The sequence below is a fragment of the Streptomyces sp. IBSBF 3136 genome, from assembly GCF_036815105.1.
Classification (GTDB): Bacteria; Actinomycetota; Actinomycetes; order Streptomycetales; family Streptomycetaceae; genus Streptomyces.
Window position 1 is genome coordinate 42,473 of the sequence record NZ_JAJSZC010000019.1, and the last position, 17,751, is coordinate 60,223.

Annotated in this window: 17 protein-coding genes; 13 read left to right on the forward strand and 4 right to left on the reverse strand. The window is 72.6% G+C overall.

The features are described from left to right. A partial coding sequence (locus tag V7E45_RS06760) for a hypothetical protein (protein ID WP_333773153.1) occupies nt 1–695 on the reverse strand: 695 nt, incomplete at its 3' end. A gap of 198 nt (nt 696–893) precedes the next feature. Between V7E45_RS06760 and argH the strand changes: the two genes are divergently transcribed. The 4 genes from argH (at nt 894) to V7E45_RS06780 (ending at nt 5,567) form a co-directional block, all read left to right on the forward strand. Continuing rightward, a complete protein-coding gene (gene argH, locus V7E45_RS06765; protein WP_333773154.1) occupies nt 894–2,336 on the forward strand; it encodes an argininosuccinate lyase in 1,443 nt (480 codons plus the stop codon). Between the two features lie 93 nt (nt 2,337–2,429). Continuing rightward, nucleotides 2,430–3,401 carry an aldo/keto reductase gene (locus V7E45_RS06770; RefSeq protein ID WP_333773155.1) on the forward strand — a complete coding sequence of 324 codons (972 nt, stop codon included), beginning with the start codon at nt 2,430–2,432 and terminating at the stop codon, nt 3,399–3,401. A 79-nt stretch (nt 3,402–3,480) separates the two neighbouring features. Next, nucleotides 3,481–4,047 (forward strand): TetR/AcrR family transcriptional regulator, encoded by a 567-nt coding sequence (locus tag V7E45_RS06775; RefSeq protein ID WP_333773156.1) that lies wholly within the window; start codon nt 3,481–3,483, stop codon nt 4,045–4,047. Further along, nucleotides 4,044–5,567, forward strand: a complete 1,524-nt coding sequence (locus V7E45_RS06780) for an MFS transporter (RefSeq protein ID WP_333773157.1) — start codon at nt 4,044–4,046, stop codon at nt 5,565–5,567. Before V7E45_RS06775 ends, V7E45_RS06780 begins: the two co-directional genes overlap by 4 nt. Before the next feature lie 66 nt (nt 5,568–5,633). Here the strand turns inward: V7E45_RS06780 and V7E45_RS06785 are convergent, their stop codons facing one another. Beyond that, the gene (locus V7E45_RS06785) at nt 5,634–6,263 is read right to left on the reverse strand and encodes a lysophospholipid acyltransferase family protein (protein WP_234967620.1); all 630 of its coding nucleotides are present in this window, start codon (nt 6,261–6,263) and stop codon (nt 5,634–5,636) included. Nucleotides 6,264–6,682: 419 nt separating this feature from the next. Between V7E45_RS06785 and V7E45_RS06790 the strand changes: the two genes are divergently transcribed. The 3 genes from V7E45_RS06790 to V7E45_RS06800 all read left to right on the forward strand — a co-directional run bounded on the left by V7E45_RS06790 (nt 6,683) and on the right by V7E45_RS06800 (nt 9,021). Beyond that, nucleotides 6,683–7,858, forward strand: a complete 1,176-nt coding sequence (locus V7E45_RS06790; protein WP_333773158.1) for a glycerophosphodiester phosphodiesterase — start codon at nt 6,683–6,685, stop codon at nt 7,856–7,858. A 113-nt stretch (nt 7,859–7,971) separates the two neighbouring features. Next, nucleotides 7,972–8,478, forward strand: coding sequence for a sigma-70 family RNA polymerase sigma factor (locus tag V7E45_RS06795; protein ID WP_333773159.1), 507 nt, complete (start codon nt 7,972–7,974; stop codon nt 8,476–8,478). Nucleotides 8,479–8,523: 45 nt separating this feature from the next. Continuing rightward, entirely contained in the window at nt 8,524–9,021 is a 498-nt protein-coding gene (locus V7E45_RS06800) for a GNAT family N-acetyltransferase (RefSeq protein ID WP_333773160.1), read from the forward strand. Here the strand turns inward: V7E45_RS06800 and V7E45_RS06805 are convergent. Together V7E45_RS06805 and V7E45_RS06810 are read right to left on the reverse strand one after the other, a co-directional pair. Continuing rightward, the gene (locus V7E45_RS06805) at nt 9,011–9,430 is read right to left on the reverse strand and encodes a hypothetical protein (RefSeq protein ID WP_333773171.1); all 420 of its coding nucleotides are present in this window, start codon (nt 9,428–9,430) and stop codon (nt 9,011–9,013) included. The genes V7E45_RS06800 and V7E45_RS06805 overlap by 11 nt on opposite strands. Nucleotide 9,431: 1 nt before the next feature. Beyond that, on the reverse strand, nt 9,432–9,791 hold the full coding sequence (locus V7E45_RS06810; protein WP_333773161.1) for a hypothetical protein: 360 nt from the start codon (nt 9,789–9,791) through the stop codon (nt 9,432–9,434). Nucleotides 9,792–9,860: 69 nt separating this feature from the next. On the opposite strand from V7E45_RS06810, the gene V7E45_RS06815 reads away from it, so the two are divergent. The 6 genes from V7E45_RS06815 to cbiE all read left to right on the forward strand — a co-directional run bounded on the left by V7E45_RS06815 (nt 9,861) and on the right by cbiE (nt 15,772). After that, the gene (locus V7E45_RS06815; protein WP_333773162.1) at nt 9,861–10,511 is read left to right on the forward strand and encodes an HAD family hydrolase; all 651 of its coding nucleotides are present in this window, start codon (nt 9,861–9,863) and stop codon (nt 10,509–10,511) included. Nucleotides 10,512–10,902: 391 nt separating this feature from the next. Next, nucleotides 10,903–11,946, forward strand: a complete 1,044-nt coding sequence (locus V7E45_RS06820; protein WP_333773163.1) for a methionine ABC transporter ATP-binding protein — start codon at nt 10,903–10,905, stop codon at nt 11,944–11,946. Continuing rightward, nucleotides 11,943–12,683, forward strand: coding sequence for a methionine ABC transporter permease (locus V7E45_RS06825; RefSeq protein ID WP_333773164.1), 741 nt, complete (start codon nt 11,943–11,945; stop codon nt 12,681–12,683). The genes V7E45_RS06820 and V7E45_RS06825 overlap by 4 nt, the downstream gene beginning before the upstream one ends. Nucleotides 12,684–12,756: 73 nt before the next feature. Next, nucleotides 12,757–13,590: a MetQ/NlpA family ABC transporter substrate-binding protein gene (locus V7E45_RS06830; protein WP_333773165.1), complete on the forward strand. Its 834-nt coding sequence runs from the start codon at nt 12,757–12,759 to the stop codon at nt 13,588–13,590. Between the two features lie 187 nt (nt 13,591–13,777). After that, on the forward strand, nt 13,778–14,413 hold the full coding sequence (locus V7E45_RS06835; RefSeq protein WP_333773166.1) for a GNAT family N-acetyltransferase: 636 nt from the start codon (nt 13,778–13,780) through the stop codon (nt 14,411–14,413). A 132-nt stretch (nt 14,414–14,545) separates the two neighbouring features. After that, a complete protein-coding gene (cbiE, locus tag V7E45_RS06840; protein WP_333773167.1) occupies nt 14,546–15,772 on the forward strand; it encodes a precorrin-6y C5,15-methyltransferase (decarboxylating) subunit CbiE in 1,227 nt (408 codons plus the stop codon). The last annotated feature ends 1,979 nt before the right edge of the window (nt 15,773–17,751 follow it).

Here is a 17,751-nt window from a genome sequence, read left to right on the forward strand (position 1 = left end):
CCCACGGTGTTCTTCAGCCGGGTGTCGGCCTCCTGGATCTGGGTCTTGAGGAGGGCGAGGTTGCGGTCGACCTCGGCCTTCGCGGACGCGGGGACCGCGGGCAGTCCGGAGGCGACGTCCGGGCAGGAGATGGTGCCCACCGCGGCGCCGTCACCGGCCGCCGCCCCGCCGCCGGCCTGCTGGTTCGCCCCGCTTCCCGGGGTGGCCGTGGCCTGCGCCCGCCCGCCGCCCGCGGTCGCGCCCCCGGCCGCGTTCAGCGCGCACGGCGCCAGCGCGTCCAGACCGGCCGGCTTGGTGCCCTTGCGGCCGATGGCGATGGCGATGCGGTCGATGGTGGAGATCCGCTTGTCCTTGAGGGGGCCGAGGATGGCGTTGTTGACGAAGTTGGGTCCGCCCTGGCCCACGGTGTTCTTCAGCCGGGTGTCGGCCTCCTGGATCTGGGTCTTGAGGAGGGTGAGGTTGCGGTCGACCTCGGCCTTCGCGGACGCGGGGACCGCGGGCAGTCTGGAGGCGACGTCCGGGCAGGAGATGGTGCCGGGGTCCGTCAGGGTGCGCGCGTTCTGGGCGCCGCCGCCCTTGGCCGGCTGTCCGGCGAGAGCCGTACCGGCGATCACCGCGCCCGAGAGCGCCACTGCGGCGGCTCCGCCGATGATCGCCACACGACGCTTGTTGTACTTCGGAAGTGCCCTGGACATGCGACTGCCTCACTTGGGTCGGGGGTGGTCGTCGAACACTGCGGCGCCGGTGCTCGGTGGGGGATACGGGAAAGCGATTGCTGCCGTTCAACCGGATCGTCGATTGACGAATCATGCAGAGTTCTGCATACTCATGCATGGCAACGCGGCAGTGAGCGTCCGTATCCCTCCGTCCGTATCTCTCTAGGAGCAGCGCAAGTGAGCAGCAACAGCGGTGACGTACGGCTCTGGGGCGGCCGTTTCGCCGACGGTCCCGCCGAGGCCCTGGCGAAGCTGTCCGCGTCCGTCCACTTCGACTGGCGGCTCGCGCCCTACGACATCGCCGGTTCGCGGGCCCACGCGCGTGTACTGCACAAGGCGGGCCTGCTCACCGAGGACGAGCTGACGCGCATGCTCGACGGCCTCGACCGGCTGGAGGCCGACGTCGCCGACGGCTCGTTCGTCGGCACCATCGCCGACGAGGACGTCCACACCGCCCTGGAGCGCGGCCTCCTGGAGCGCCTCGGTCCCGACCTCGGCGGAAAGCTGCGCGCCGGCCGCTCCCGCAACGACCAGGTCGCCACCCTCTTCCGGATGTACCTGCGGGACCACGCCCGGATCATCGGCGGACTCGTCGCCGAGCTCCAGGACGCCCTGATCGGCCTGGCGGAGGCCCACCCGGACGTGGCGATGCCCGGCCGCACCCACCTCCAGCACGCCCAGCCGGTCCTCTTCGCGCACCACGTCCTGGCCCACGTCCAGTCCCTCTCCCGGGACGCCGAACGGCTGCGCCAGTGGGACGAGCGGACGGCCGTGTCGCCGTACGGCTCGGGCGCGCTCGCCGGCTCCTCCCTGGGCCTCGACCCGGAGGCGGTCGCCGAGGACCTCGGCTTCGAGCACGGCAGCGTCGGCAACTCCATCGACGGTACGGCCTCCCGTGACTTCGTCGCCGAGTTCGCCTTCATCACCGCGATGATCGGGGTGAACCTCTCCCGGATCTCCGAGGAGATCATCATCTGGAACACGAAGGAGTTCTCCTTCGTGACCCTGCACGACGCGTTCTCCACCGGCTCGTCGATCATGCCGCAGAAGAAGAACCCGGACATCGCGGAACTGGCGCGCGGCAAGTCGGGGCGCCTGATCGGCAACCTCACCGGGCTCCTGGCCACCCTCAAGGCCCTGCCCCTCGCCTACAACCGCGACCTCCAGGAGGACAAGGAGCCGGTCTTCGACTCCTGCGACCAACTGGAGGTGCTGCTCCCCGCCTTCACCGGCATGATCGCCACACTCGCCGTCAACCGCGAGCGCATGGAGGAGCTGGCCCCGGCCGGATTCTCGCTGGCCACCGACATCGCCGAGTGGCTGGTGAAGCAGGGCGTGCCGTTCCGGGTCGCGCACGAGGTCGCCGGCGAGTGCGTGAAGGCCGCCGAGGCCGAGGGTAAGGAGCTGGACGAGCTGACGGACGAGCAGTTCGCGAAGATCTCCGCGCATCTGACCCCCGAGGTCCGCTCCGTCCTCAACGTCCCCGGCGCCCTCGCCTCCCGCGACGGCCGCGGCGGTACGGCGCCCAGCGCGGTCGCCGTCCAGCTCGCCGAGGTCAAGGCGGACGTGGCGGGCCAGCACACGTGGGCGGAAGCGAAGAAGCCGAAGAAGCGGGACTGAGCGCACACTCCGCCCGAGATTCGGGCGGATCCGCGGGGCGTCGCGGGTTACGTTGGTCGCAAGCCGCACGGAGCCGACCGAACGGAACCAGCGATGCCCTTCGCCCGCCTGGCCACCGCCACCACTCCCACCTGCCACATCGGCCTCGGCCTCGCCGCGGTGGGCCGCCCCGGCTACATCAACCTCGGCCGGGACCAGGACCTCGGCGCGAACCGCAGCGTCGACGCGCTGCGCGAGCGCACCCACGAACTCCTCGACGCCGCCTACGCCCAGGGCGTCCGCTACATCGACGTGGCCCGGTCCTACGGCCGTTCGGAGGAGTTCCTCGCCGACTGGCTGAACGCCCGCCCCGACCTCGACGACGTCGTCGTCGGCAGCAAATGGGGCTACACCTACACCGCCGGCTGGTCCACCGACGCCGAGAAGCACGAGGTGAAGGACCACAGCGCGGCGACCTACGAACGGCAGCGCGCCGAGACCGACGAACTGCTCGGCGACCGCCTCGACCTCTACCAGATCCACTCGGTGACCCCGGACAGCCCGGCCCTCACCGACAAGGAGCTGCACGCCCGGCTCGCCGAGGCCGCCGCGGGCGGGCTCACCGTGGGCTTCTCCACCAGCGGCCCCGCCCAGGCCGACGCGATCCGCGCGGCCCTCGCCGTCACCGTCGACGGCGAGCCCCTCTTCCGTACCGTCCAGTCGACGTACAACGTCCTGGAGACCTCGGCGGGACCCGCGCTCGCCGAGGCGCACGACGCCGGGCTCACCGTCCTCGTCAAGGAGGGCATGGCCAACGGCAGGCTCGCCGCACCGCACGCGCCCGACGCGCTGCGGGCCGTCGCCGAGGAGACCTCGCTCGGCTGCGACGCCGTCGCCCTCGCGCTGATCCTGCGCGAGCCGTGGGCGGGCGTCGTCCTCTCCGGCGCAGCGACCCTGACCCAGCTCGCCTCCAACCTCCACGCGGCCGCCGTGGACCTGGACGAGGACCAGGTCACCCGCCTCGCCGCGCTGGCCGAGGACCCGCGCGCCTACTGGGAGCGGCGCGGACAGCTTCCCTGGCACTGACCCGTCTCCCGACCAGCGGGAATGAGTCACACATGTCTATGGTGAGACATTGACGTCTCACATGGTCTAATCTTGTCTCATGGCCTTGGATCGTGACCACGTGCTGCGCAGCGCAGCCGCCCTGCTGACCCGCAAATCCACGGCGACCATGGACGAGGTCGCCAAGGCCGCCGGGATCAGCCGCGCCACGCTGCACCGCCGCTTCGCCGGGCGAGACGCGCTCGTACGGGCGCTGGAAGCGCTCGGCATCGCGGAGTGCGAGGCCGCTCTGGACACGGCCCGTCTGGACGACGGCCCCGCCGGTGAGGCGGTGCGCCGCCTGGTCCGGGCCATCGAGCCGTCGGCCGCCCTGCTCGCCTTCCTCTACACCGAGAACCAGCTGTTCGAGGGCGAGCAGCAGAACCAGGGCTGGGCCCGCATCGACGAGCGCCTGACCGGCCTCTTCCGGCGCGGCCAGGAGGCCGGCGAGTTCCGGATCGACCTCACCCCGGCCTGGCTCACCGAGGCGCTGTACGGCCTGCTGGCCTCCGGCGCCTGGGCGGTCGCGGAGGGCCGCGTGGCCCCCAAGGACTTCACCCACATGGTCGTGGAGCTGCTGCTCGGCGGCGCTCGACGCACGGACGCACCACGAAGAGAGGAATCATGACCAGCACCCTGCAGCCGGCCTGCGCGGCGGAGGTGGAGAAGCGCCCGGGCCGCTGGCTCGCGCTCTCCGTCCTCGTCCTGGCCGTGCTGCTGGTGGCCGTCGACGCCACCGTCCTCGGCCTGGCGACCCCCTACATCAGCGAAGACCTCGAACCGTCCGGCACCCAGCTGCTGTGGATCGGTGACGTCTACTCCTTCGTCATCGCCGGTCTGCTGGTCTCCATGGGCAGCCTGGGCGACCGCATCGGCCGCAAGCGCATCCTGCTCGTCGGCGCGACGGCGTTCGGCGCGATCTCGGTGCTCAACGCCTACGCGACGACACCGGAGTTCATGATCCTGGCGCGGGCGCTGCTCGGCGTCGCGGGTGCGACCCTGATGCCCGCCACCCTGGCCCTGATCCGCAACCTCTTCCACGACCCGCGCGAGCGCAGCCTCGCCGTCGGCATCTGGGGCGCGACGGCCTCGGCCGGCACGGCCGTCGGGCCCATCGCCGGCGGCTTCCTGCTCGAACACTTCTGGTGGGGCTCGGTCTTCCTCATCAACCTGCCGGTGATGGCCGTCCTCGTGCTCGTCGGCATCCGCACCCTGCCCGAGTCCCGCAACCCCGACCCCGGCCCGTGGGACCTGGTCAGCGTCGTGCTCTCCCTCGTCGGCATGATCGCCCTGGTGTACGCGGTCAAGGAGGCCGCGACCCACGGCCTCACCTGGCTGACGCCCGCCGCGGGCCTGCTGGGCGCCGGTGCCCTGTACGGCTTCGTGTACCGCCAGCTCACCATGCCGGCCCCGCTGCTCGACATGCGCCTGTTCCGGCGCCGCGGCTTCAGCGGTGCGGTCCTCGCCGACCTGCTGACCGTGCTCGGCATGTCCGGCCTGGTGTTCTTCCTCTCCCAGTACCTGCAACTGGTGCAGGGCAGGAGCCCGTTCGAGGCCGGCCTGGCCGAACGGCCCGCCGGGGGCGGCGCGGGGGCGGGGGGGGGGGGGGCGGGCGGCGCGGCCCGCCGGCTCTCGGTGCGCGTGGTGGTCTCCGGCGGCCTGGCCGCCGTCGGCGTGGCGCTCGCCGTGCTCACGACCCTCGGCCGGTCGACGGGCTACCCGGTCCTCGGCGCCGCGCTGCTGGTGGTCGGTGTCGGCGCCGGCTTCTCCTTCACCGTGACGGCCGACGTCATCCTCTCCAGCGTCCCCCGGGACCAGGCGGGCGCCGCCTCGGCGGTCTCCGAGACGGCGTACGAACTGGGCGCGGCCCTGGGCATCGCGCTGCTGGGTTCCATCGTGACCGGTGTCTACCGCGGCTTCACCGGCCCGGCCGGCACCCCGGCTCAGGCGCACGAGTCACTGGGAGCGGCGGTCCAGGCGTCGGCGGGCATGTCCCCGCACCGGGCGGAGGCCCTGCTCACGGCGGCCCGTGAGGCCTTCGTCCACGGCCTGCAACTGGCCTCGGGCGCGGGAGCGGTGGTCCTGCTGGCGACGGCGGCGGCCGCGTGGTTCCTGCTGAGAGGGCAGAAGCTGGAGGGCGCCGGCTGAGCCGGCGCCCGGTGACCTGGGGTCGGTCGCCCGACGCGTGCCGCGCGTCGGGCGGGCGGCCCTGAGCTAGGCCGCCTTCGCCTTGGTGGCGTACATGTCGACGTACTCCTGGCCGGACAGCCGCATGACCTCGGTCATGACGGAGTCGGTCACGGCCCGCAGCACGTAGCGGTCCCGGTCCATCCCCTCGTACCGGGAGAACTCCATCGCCTCACCGAAGCGCACGGTCACCCGGCCGGGGCGCGGCATCCCCGAGCCGCCCGGCTGGAGCTTGTCCGTGCCGATCATGGCGAACGGCACCACCGGGGCGCCCGTCATCAGCGTGAGGCGGGCGATGCCCGTACGGCCGCGGTAGAGGCGGCCGTCGGGGGAGCGGGTGCCCTCGGGGTAGATGCCGAAGATCCTGCCCTCCTCCAGGATGCGGCGGCCGGTCATCAGCGCGGCGACGCCGCCGTTGGCGCCGTCCCGGTCCACCGGGACCATGCCGACGCCGGTGAAGAACCAGGCCATCAGGCGGCCCTTGAAGCCCTTGCCGGTGACGTACTCGTCCTTGCCGATGAACACGACCTGACGGTCGCAGACCAGCGGCAGGATCATCGAGTCGATGAAGGTCAGGTGGTTGCCCGCGAGGATGACCGGGCCCTCGCCCGGGATGTTCTCCACACCCTCCGCCCGAAGACGGAACATCAGGCGCATGATCGGTCCGAGCACTGCCTTGATGAGCGCGAAGCGGGACAACGGGTCCTCCGATGTCGAGGGGAGCGATATGAGTCTGTGCAGGTGAGGACATTACTCGCGGCTCCGGGGGAAGCGCACATCGGGTGAGCCCGGTTCACCGAGGTCTTACTCATTGTTGACGTGGGTTTACCTGCGGTGACGCGGCGGAGGGCGGCGGTGGCCCCCCGGTGACGATGTGACGGACATCGCGCGGAGTCGTCACTCTCCGGCTACCCGCGCCCCGCCCTCCGATGCCGCCGCGCCGCCGACGGACCGTCATCTCCCGCCGCCCACCGGCCATCCGGCGGCACCCGGGTGTTCGCGCCGGGGTCTCCCGTCGGTCATGTACACGCACCTACGATCGGGCCGCACCGAAGGGCCGACGGCAGGAGACGCGCATGGACAGCGACCAGGTGAACGACACGACGCGGACAACGGCACGGCGGGCGCTCCTGGGCGCCGCGGTGCTCGGCGCGGGCGGAGCGGTCCTCGGACTGCCCGGTACCGCCCAGGCGGCGGCCACCCGGACGGCCGCGCACGGCGGCCGCGGCCTCAAGAGCCTGCCGGTGCCGACGATCATCGGCCACCGCGGTGCCAGCGGCTACCGCCCCGAGCACACCTTCGGCTCCTACGAGCTGGCCCTCGACCTCGGCGCCGACGTGGTGGAGGCCGGTGACCTGGTGCCCACCAAGGACGGCCACCTCGTGTGCCGGCACGAGCCGGAGATCGGCGGCACCACGGACGTCGCCTCGCACCCCGAGTTCGCCGGCCGCCGGACCACCAAGGTCCTCGACGGCGTTCCCACCACCGGCTGGTTCACCGAGGACTTCACGCTCGCCGAGCTGAAGACCCTGCGCGCGGTCGAGCGCATCCCGGCCAACCGCCCGCACAACACCCTCTACGACGGGCGCTGGGAGATCCCCACCTTCGAAGAGGTCCTGACGTGGCAGGACGAGCAGACCCGCAGGCGCGGCCGGCAGGTGTGGATCTACCCCGAGACCAAACACCCCACCTACTTCCGCAAGCTCGGCCTCGGCCTGGAGGAGCGGGTCGCCAAGCTGCTCCGCAAGCACGGCAAGGACGGCCGGAACGCGCCCGTCATCCTGCAGTCCTTCGAGCCCACGAGCATCCAGAGGCTGAACCGGCTGGTCGACAACCCGCTCGTGGTCCTGCTCTCCTCGGCCACCAGCCGGCCCTACGACTTCGTCGACTCGGGCGACCCGCGCACGGTCGCCGACCTGATCACGCCCAAGGGCCTGAGGGAGATCGCCGGCTACGCGCAGGGCATCGGCCCCACGCTCGACCTCGTCATCCCGAAGAACGCCGACGGCACCCTCGCCGCGCCGACCACCCTGGTCGCGGACGCGCACAAGGTGGGGCTGGTCCTGCACCCCTACACCATGCGCAACGAGAACCCCTTCCTCCCGGCCGAGTACCGCAAGGGCGGCGCGGCCGACGCCTACGGTGACTCCTTCGGCGCCTTCCGGACGTACTTCGCGACCGGGATCGACGGCGTCTTCACCGACAACGCCGACACCGGCGTCCTCGCCCGCGCCGACTTCCTGGCCGGCTGAGCCCACTTCCTCGCCGGCTGAGCCGGTGTCAACCCGCTGGGCCCTTCACACCCGTTCGGGTGGCTGTGCGCCGTCCCGGAAACCCGCCGCCGGGGCGGCGCGTCGTTCCGCACATGACGCACGACCTCGTGGCCGCCCTGCATCCCCTGCTCACCGCCGAGGCCCTGGCCGAGGCGCACGCCACCGGGGGCGAGCCGGGCGACCTGGAGCAGGCCGTCTGGCTGCGCCTCCTGGAGCGGCTGGAGGCCGGCGGGCCCCCGCCGGACCCGCACGGCTGGCTGCGCAGGGCCGTCCGCGCAGAGGCGCGGCGCAGCCGCCGCACCCGCCGGCACGAACGCCCCTACGGCGCGGAGCCGGTCGACGACGGCCGCCCGGATCCCGAGCAGCTCGCGCTCAGCGCGGCCCGGCACCGCGCGCTGCGCGACGCGGTCCGCCGGCTGCCCGGCCGCTGCCCCCGCCTCATGGAGGCGCTGCTGTCCCCGAGAGACCTCACATACCGGGAGATCGCGGGGGAGTTGGGTATCTCACAGGGCAGTCTCGGACCGGAACGCTCCAGATGTCTCGGTTGTCTGCGTCGTTTGCTCCCCCCGGAGGTTGCGGCCCACGAAGCGCGGGGATAGGAGTGGGGGACGACCGGTGATCAGGTGAGCGGGAGGCGTGCGCACATGGGCATGAGCGTGACCATCTCGGTGGCGACCGAGCAGGACGCGGAGCAGATCTTCAGGCTCCAGTACCTGTGCTTCCAGAGGGAGGCGGCGCTGTACGGCAACTACCGCATCGACCCGCTCGTCCAGAGCCTCGACTCGGTCCGCGCGGAGGTGGCCGCCGACTGCGTCTTCGTCGCCCGGCTCGGTGACGAAGTGGTCGGATCGGTGCGCGGCAAGGTCACCGAGGACGGCGCCGCCGCCATCGGCAAGCTCTGCGTCCACCCGCGTCTGCAGGGCCACGGCATCGGCGCGCGGCTGCTCCGCGCCGCGGAGACGGCCCTCGCCGAGCAGCGCGGGGCCACCCGCTTCCGCCTGCACACCGGCCACCGCAGCGAGGGCAACCTGCGGCTCTACCGCCGGGTCGGCTACGAGACGGTGGGCCGGTCCACGGGCGCCGACGGCGTGGAGCTGATCGTGCTGGAGAAGCGGGCGGGCACGTACGCGACTACGGCCTGACGGCCGTGCGCGACCTGCGCAGCCAGTACATGGCCGACAGCGGCAGCAGCACCGGGATGAACACGTACCCCATGCCGTAGTCGGACCAGACGGTCGCGTCCGGGAAGGCCGACGGGTCGGCCAGCGTCCAGGTGCCGACGATCAGCACGCCCGCCAGCTCGGCGGCACAGCACACCAGTGCCGCCCTGCGGGCCCGCTCGCCGCCGCGGATCAGCGTGTACGTGATGAAGCCGTACACGACCCCCGCCACCGCGGAGAGCGAGTACGCCAGCGGCGCCCGGCCGAAGTCCGTCGCGATCTGGTACGCCGAGCGCGACACCGCGCCGACCACCATCACGCCGTAGAACCAGACGAGCAGCATGCCCGGCCCGGTGATCAACCGGGCCGGCTTCTCCTCCACCGCCGTCACCTCAGCCTCCCCAGATGTCATAGAGCCGCACCTCCAGCACGGCCAGCACCACACCGCCGGCGGCCACCGTCACCGAGCCCCAGCGGGTCCGCTCGGCCAGCGACATGAAGCCCGCCGCGGGCACGCACGCGAACGCGCCCAGCAGATACGCCACGAAGATGGCCGTGCCCTGCTCGGGCTTCTCGCCCCGCGCCAGCTGCACGATGCCGACGACCAGCTGGACCAGGGCCAGCAGGGACACCACGGCCATACCGATGAAGTGCCAGTCCTTGGTCGGCTGGTCCCGGTAGGCGGCCCAGCCGCACCAGGCGGCGAGCAGCAGCGCGGCGACACCGGTGACCAGCGTCAGGGCATTGAGCATGCCGAGACCTTATTACGGCGCAAACGTCCCGGAGCCGCCGCCCCCGCCGTACGCCGTAGGGTCTAGACCATGACGATCCACGCACATGCCCTCCTCTTCGACAACGACGGCACCCTGGTCTCCTCCCTCGCGTCCGTCGAGCGCTGCTGGACGCGCTGGGCGCGGGAGTACGGGATCACGGCCGAGGAGTTCGGGCGCGTGGAGCTGCACGGGCGGACCGCGGTGGAGATAGTCGGCGATCTGCTGCCCGCCCGGCTGGTGCCCGAGGCGGTCGCCCGGGTCGAGCAACTGGAGGTGGAGGACGTGCCGAACGGGGGCGTGCGGCTGCTGGCCGGCACCCGGGACTTCCTCGACTCCCTCCCCGCCGACCGCTGGGCCGTGGTCACCTCCGCCACCGGCCGCCTCGCCGAGGCCCGCCTCGGCGCCGTCGGGATCACGCCGAAGATCCTGGTCAGCGCCGACGACGTCACCCGCGGCAAGCCCGACCCCGAGCCCTATCTGCTCGCCGCCCGGCAGTTGGGCGTCGACCCGGCCCACTGCGTGGTCTTCGAGGACGCCCCCGCCGGGCTCCGGGCAGGCCGTGCGGCCGGCATGACCACCGTGGCCCTGGCGACGACCCACCGGGCCCAGGAGCTGGACGCCGACCTGGTGGTGGAGAACCTGTCGGCCCTGTCGGCACTGGTCACCCACCGGGGGCTGGAGATCTCCGTCCGGGGCTGACCGGGACCGGTGGTGTCCACCGCTGTCCAGTATGCGGACAGCGGTGACCGGTCAGCAGCAAACGTCTGCTTTACTGTTTCTCATGACCACGACGAGCTGCCGCACCCTTGCGACCGAGGCGACCATGACGCCCGGTGCTCGTTGTATGTGTCCGTGTCGAATGTGCGCCTTCTAGAGGGCCCCCGCACCACCTGAGCCTCGCGCCCCGAAGCGAGAGCCGTGGCCTGTCCGCCGCCCGACTCCGGTCGGCCGTGGACCGAGGCCGCCCCGCGCACACGACGTTCTCCCCGGTCGACCGTGTCCGAGAACCGTGTCGCGTCCCGACAGAGCGCACGAACACTCCGTGCCCGGGCACACCCGCGCCCGGACACTCGACAGTGACGGAAATCCTGTGATCACCACTTCGGGCCTGACCAAGGTCTACCGCTCGCGCGGCCGCGAGGTCACCGCCCTCGACGGCGTCGATCTTCACGTCCGCGAAGGCGAGGTCTACGGCGTCATCGGCCAGTCCGGCGCCGGGAAGTCCTCGCTCATCCGCTGCGTCAACCTGCTGGAGCGCCCCACCGCCGGCACCGTGACCGTCGCCGGACAGGACCTCACCGCCCTCGTCGGCCGCGGCCCGCGCGCCGGGAGGGAACTGCGCCGCGCGCGCAGCCGGATCGGCATGGTCTTCCAGCACTTCAACCTCCTCTCCTCGCGGACCGTGCAGGACAACGTCGAGCTGCCGCTGGAGATCCTCGGCAAGTCCGGCAAGGAGCGCTCCCGCAAGGCGCTGGAGCTGCTCGACCTGGTCGGCCTCGCCGACAAGGCCAAGGCCCATCCGGCACAGCTCTCCGGCGGCCAGAAGCAGCGCGTCGGCATCGCCCGCGCCCTGGCCGGCGACCCCGAGGTGCTGCTCTCCGACGAGGCCACCAGCGCCCTCGACCCGGAGACCACCCGCTCGATCCTCCAGTTGCTGCGCGACCTGAACCGGCAGCTCGGCCTGACCGTCCTGCTCATCACCCACGAGATGGACGTCGTGAAGTCGATCTGCGACTCCGCCGCCCTGATGGAGAGGGGCCGGATCGTGGAGTCCGGCACGGTCAGCGAGCTGCTGGCCACCCCCGGCTCCGAGCTGGCCGCCGCGCTGTTCCCGGTGGGCGGCGAGGCCACCGGCGCCGACCGGACCGTCCTCGACGTCACCTTCCACGGCGAGGCCGCCACCCAGCCGGTCATCTCCCAGCTCTCGCGCACCTACAACATCGACATCTCGATCCTCGGCGCCGCCATCGACACCGTCGGCGGCCTCCAGATCGGCCGGATGCGCATCGAGCTGCCCGGCCGCTACGAGGACAACGTGGTGCCGATCGGCTTCCTGCGCGAGCAGGGCCTGCAGATCGACGTCGCGGGCCCCGGGGCCCAGGAGTCCGTGCTGGTCGAGGAGGGTGCCAAGTGACCTGGTCCGAGATGCAGCCGCTGCTGTCGCAGGCGAGCTGGGACACGCTCTACATGGTGGGCTGGTCCACCCTCATCGCCGTCGTCGGCGGGCTCCCGCTCGGCATCCTGCTGGTCCTCACCGACCGCGGCGGACTGCTCCAGAACGTCGTCGCGAACAAGGTCATCGGGCAGGTCGTGAACATAGCCCGCTCCATGCCGTTCATCATCCTGATGGTCGCCCTGATGGGCTTCACCCGCTCCCTCACCGGAACCACCATCGGCCGCGAGGCCGCCATCGTGCCGCTCGCCGTCGGCGCCATCCCGTTCTTCGCCCGTCTCGTCGAGACCGCTGTCCGCGAAGTGGACGGGGGACTGGTCGAGGCCGTGCAGGCGATGGGAGGCAACATCTGGACCGTCGTTCGCAAGGTCCTCGTGCCCGAGTCGCTGCCCTCCCTGATCTCCAGCACCACCACCACGATCGTCGCGCTCATCGGCTACTCCGCCATGGCCGGCACGGTCGGCGCCGGCGGCCTCGGCGACATCGCCATCCGTTACGGCTACCAGCGCTTCGAGACCCAGCTGATGTGGATCACCGTCGCGATCCTCGCCGTGGTCATCTCCCTCATCCAGTTCGCCGGCGACTACGCGGCCCGCGCGCTGCACGGCCGCGGCGGCCACTCGGGCCCGGCGCCCAGGCTGCGCCTGCTCAAGGCCGAGCCGGAGCCCGCCCGGGCCGACGTGGGCAAGGCCGTCTGAGCCGCCTCGCTCCACAGAACTCCCCCGTACACCCACGACGGGGCAGCACCACCCATAAGGAAAGGCACTTTTCGTGCGTAACACCGCCAAGCTCACCACCGCCGTCCTCGCCGCCGGAGCCCTCACCCTCGGGCTCAGCGCCTGCGGCTCGGACAAGGGCTCCTCCACCGCCTCCGACTACAGCGGCCCGCTGGTCGTCGCGGCGAGCCCGACCCCGCACGCCGAGATCCTGAACTTCGTCAAGAAGAACCTTGCGAAGAAGGCGGGCCTCGACCTGGAGGTCAAGGAGTTCCAGGACTACATCGTCCCGAACACCGCCACCGAGGACGGCTCGGTGGGCGCCAACTACTTCCAGACCAAGCCGTACCTGGACGACTTCAACAACAAGCGCGGCACCGACATCGTGCCCGTCGTCACGGTCCACCTGGAGCCGCTCGGCCTGTACTCCCACAAGGTCAAGAGCACCGACGCGCTCAAGAGCGGCGCGACCATAGCCGTGCCCAACGACACCGACAACGAGGCCCGCGCCCTCAAGCTGCTCGCCGCGGGCGGGCTCATCACCCTCAAGTCGGGCTCCGCCGACCAGGCCACCCCGCAGGACATCGCCAAGAACCCCAAGAACCTCAAGTTCAAGGAGGTCGAGGCGGCCCAGACCCCGCGCTCCCTGGACGACGTCGACGCGGCCGTGGTCAACGGCAACTTCGCCCTCTCCGCGGGCCTGAAGCCCGCCAAGGACGCCCTCGTCCTGGAGTCCGCGAAGAACAACCCCTACGGCAACCTCCTCGCCGTCAAGAAGGGCAACGAGAAGGACCCGCGCGTGAAGAAGCTCGCCAAGCTCCTCACCTCGCCCGAGGTCAAGAAGTTCATCGAGGACAAGTACCAGGGCTCGGTCATCCCCTCCTTCTGACCGGTGTCCTGACGGGTCGTCCGGCAGGGCGTATACCGCGTATCGCCACGCACGGGGTCCACTCCCTCACCCGGAGTGGGCCCCGTCGTACGGTTCAGTGGTTTCATGCTGCATGCTGGGCAGTTCAGCAGGGCAGCGCGGGGTCCTGACGGTCCCCCACGTATTTCCGAAGGTTACGGAGCGGCGCATGACGAGCACCTTCCCCAACGTCTCCATCAGCACGGAGCGGTTGGTGCTGCGTCCCCTCGACGAGGACGACGTGCCCGCCCTGGCCGAGATGATGAACGACGAACAGGTCGCCGCCTGGACCGACGTCCCCCAGCCGTTCACCGAGGACGGCGCCCGCCACTGGATCAGCGGGTACGCGCCCACCGAACGCGCCGCCGGCCGGGGCCTCAACCTCGCCGTCACCGAGTTCCTCACCCAGCGCCTGGTCGGCATCATCCAGCTCACCGAGACCGACTGGCGCATCCGCGCCACCCAGCTGTCGTACATCATCGCCCCCTGGGCCCGCGGTGAGGGCTACGCCTCGGAGGCCGCCCTCGCCACCGCGCAATGGCTGCTCGGCGACCAGAAGTTCGAGCGCATCGAGATCCGCACCGCCGCCGACAACACCGCCTCCCAGCAGGTCGCCCAGAAGATCGGCTGCATCAGCGAGGGCGTGCTGCGCAACGCCTGCATAGTCCACCACCGCTCCGACGACGGCACCTGGAGCGACGTACGCACCGACTTCATTGTCTGGAGCCTCCTCCCGGAGGACCTGGACGGCACCGACGAGCAGCTCGCAGAGACCGGCTTCACCGCCTACTCCGACTGGAACTGACCCGCCCGGCGTACCGGAAACGGCGTCCGGCGCAGCCCCGGCGCACGCCCGTCACCCCGGGCGGATACGCTCACCGAGCCCCCTCGGGCCCCCTGCCCCTGACGATCCGCGCGAACCTGGAGACTGACGACGATGGCCGACCGGGTCACGGTGATCGGCTGGGACGGCTCGCCGCTGACCGAAGCGGCACGCGGCGCCCTCGGCGCCGCCACGCTGGTGGCCGGCGCCGCCCACCACCTCGCACTGCCCGGCGTCCCGCCCGGCGCCGAGCGCGTCCGCCTCGGCAGTGTCGGCCTGGCCGCCCGCCGCATCGCCGCCCACCGCGGCACCGCCGTGGTCTTCGCCGACGGCGACCCCGGCTTCTTCGGCGTCGTACGGACCCTGCGCGCCCCCGAGTTCGGCCTCGAGGTCGAGGTCGTCCCCGCCGTGTCCTCCGTGGCCGCGGCCTTCGCCCGGGCCGGCATGCCCTGGGACGACGCCCAGGTGGTCGTCGCCCACCCGCGCACCCTGCGCCGGGCCGTGAACGTCTGCCGCGCCCACACCAAGGTCGCCGTGCTCACCGCGCCGGGCGCCGGTCCCGCCGAACTCGGCCTGCTGCTGGAGGGGGTCCACCGGACCTTCGTCATCTGCGAGGAACTGGGCACCGAACGCGAGCGGGTCGCCGTCGTCACCTCCGACAACGCCGCCGACCACAGCTGGCGCGATCCGAACGTCGTCATCGTCATCGGCGGGTCCGGCGGCCCCGGCGCCCCGGCCGAGGGCGGCGGCTGGTTCGCCGGCCGCGACCCGGCGGTGGGCCCGCGCGGCTGGGTGCGCCCCGACGAGGAGTACGCCGCGCACGGCGATCTCGGCGAGGGCGAGACGCAGGTGCTCAGGGCCGCCCAACTCGCCCGGCTCGGCCCCCGGGTCGGCGACCTGGTCTGGGACATCGGCTGCGGCAGCGGCGCGTTCGCCGGTGAGGCCGCCCGTGCCGGCGCCGCCGTCATCGCCGTCGACCGGCGCCCCGAGGCCTGCGCCCGCGCCGAGGCGGTCGCGCGCCGCTTCGGCGTCCAGCTCCAGGTGGTGGAGGGAACGGCCCCGCACGTCCTGGAGAACCTGCCCGAACCGGACGTCGTCCGGGTCGGCGGCGGGGGAGCGGCCGTGGTCTCCGCGGTCGCCGACCGCCGTCCGCAGCGCATCGTGACCCACGCCGCGACCCGCGACGAGGCCGAACTCGTCGGCCGCGGCCTGACCGAACACGGGTACCGCGTCGAGTGCGCCCTGCTGCAGTCCGTCGAACTGGACACGAGGGCCTGGACGGAGACCGAGCGGAACGTGGCGTTCCTGCTCAGCGGGGTTCTGCCGGATCGCGCCCCGTGATCCTGTTGTCGTACCGCGCGCGGTAGGCTGGCCGATCGTTGCACCGCACCGGTGGCCCGGAACTTCGTTCGCCAATGTCCGGAAAACGCGCCCCGTTTAGGGCGGGTGTGGTACGGCAGAACCCGAGGACGCGCAACGTGGCGCAGTCCACAGCGGACTGTCGCGGATCATGCTGTCGCGACGGCGGAACGGCCGGGACAATGCCACTGAATGGCTTTGTCGCCTTTTTTGGGCGGGTCGTTCGTGCCGCTGGGCACGCACGCTCGTTCTTCACTACGGGGCGGTCGGTGCGCCGTTCCGGGTGAGCTGGTCGTAGGAGCACTAACCGATGGGCGAGGGGTACGCATGACGGACACCGGCCAGATCCCGGGCGAGGGACAGCCGGAGAGCGCAGGCATGGTGGAACAGCCGGGCGCCTCCGCGCACGGCGCCGCGTACACCTACCTCTCCGAGGCACCCGCCGAGGACGAGGACCTGCTGCTGCCGGGTGCCCAGGGCGCGTGGGGCAACGAGGTACCACCACCGGCCCCGGAACCGGTCGTCGAGGCCGTCCACGAGCCGGGCGCGCACGAGACCGCGGGCCGGGACAGCGGTTCGGTCGACCTCAGCGGTGTCCGGCTGCCCGACACGGGGCCGGCGTCCGTGCCGCCGTCCCCGATTCTCTCGGCCCCGCACGACCCGGTGGCGGTGCCCCAGCCGCCGCGCCGGCCGCTGCACCTCGGCCCGCCGATCCCCGACGCCTCCGCCAGCCCGGTGCGCTCCCTCGCCGACCGCGGTCCGGCGGGAACGCCGGTGCGGCAGCCGGGTCCGACCCCGGCCGGGCCCGAGTACCTCGACGCCCAGGCGCTGCGCGACATGGCCCCGCAGGCCGCCGCGCCCTGGGGCGCGGCACCCGCCGTGGCCCAGGTCGGCGCGGAGGCCACGGCTGCCGAAACGGTTAGTCCGGCCGGCGCCCCGCAGGCCGCCGCCGAGGCTCCGGACGCCGCCCAGGCCACCATGGCCCGACTCGTCATCCAGGCGGCCGCGCAGGCACCGGCCGAGGCGACCGCCACCGCCGAACAGCAGGTGCGGGACGTGCGCGCGCACGACGGCGTGCAGCCCGCCCACGGTCACGACGGCGTGTACGTCGCCCAGGACCTCCCGGGCCAGGCGCCCGAGCCCGTCCAGGTACCGGCCTGGCCCGAGACCGCCGGCCACGGCCTGCCGGGCGAGCAGTCCGCCGAGGCCGCGACCGGGCACGGTTCCGAGGGCCCGGACGCCGTCGCTCCGGACGCGGTCGCTCCGGACGCCGCCGCGGAGGCGCCGGCCGGAGCGGAGGCCGTCCCCCAGACGCCCGCGGCCGCGCCGGACGGCGAGGCCGTGCCGGCCGACGCGATCGTCCAGGCCGACGGCGCAGCCGACAGCACCGGCGAAGCCGCTGCTGTCGCCGCCGGTCAGCAGGCCGCTGAGGTGCCGCCCGTGGTTCCGGTCGAGGCCCCGCAAGCGGCCCAGGTCGCGCCCCAGGGCGCGCACCCGGGGGAGGACACGCAGGGCGCCGTCCAACNCGTGGTTCCGGTCGAGGCCCCGCAAGCGGCCCAGGTCGCGCCCCAGGGCGCGCACCCGGGGGAGGACACGCAGGGCGCCGTCCAACCGCCCGAGTCCGCGCGGCAGGCCGAGCCCGCGCACTGGATCGCGGAAGCCCACCCGGCCGAGCAGGCGCAGGCGCCCGAGTCCGCGCAGCAGGCCGAGCCCGTGCAGCAGGCCGAGGCCGTGCAGGCGCCCGAGTTCGCGCTGCCCGCCGACGCCGCACAGGTCGCCGACGCGGCGCACGCCGATGCCCCGCGGCCGGTGGCCCCGGGGGTGGCAGCCGAGGCAGCCGCCATGGCTCCGGCGCAGGCTGAGGACATCGAAGCCGCCCCGCAGGACACGGCCGGCCTCGCGGCCGACCCCGCGGTCCAGGCCGCCACCGCCCCCGAGGCCCAGGCCGTCACCCACCCCGC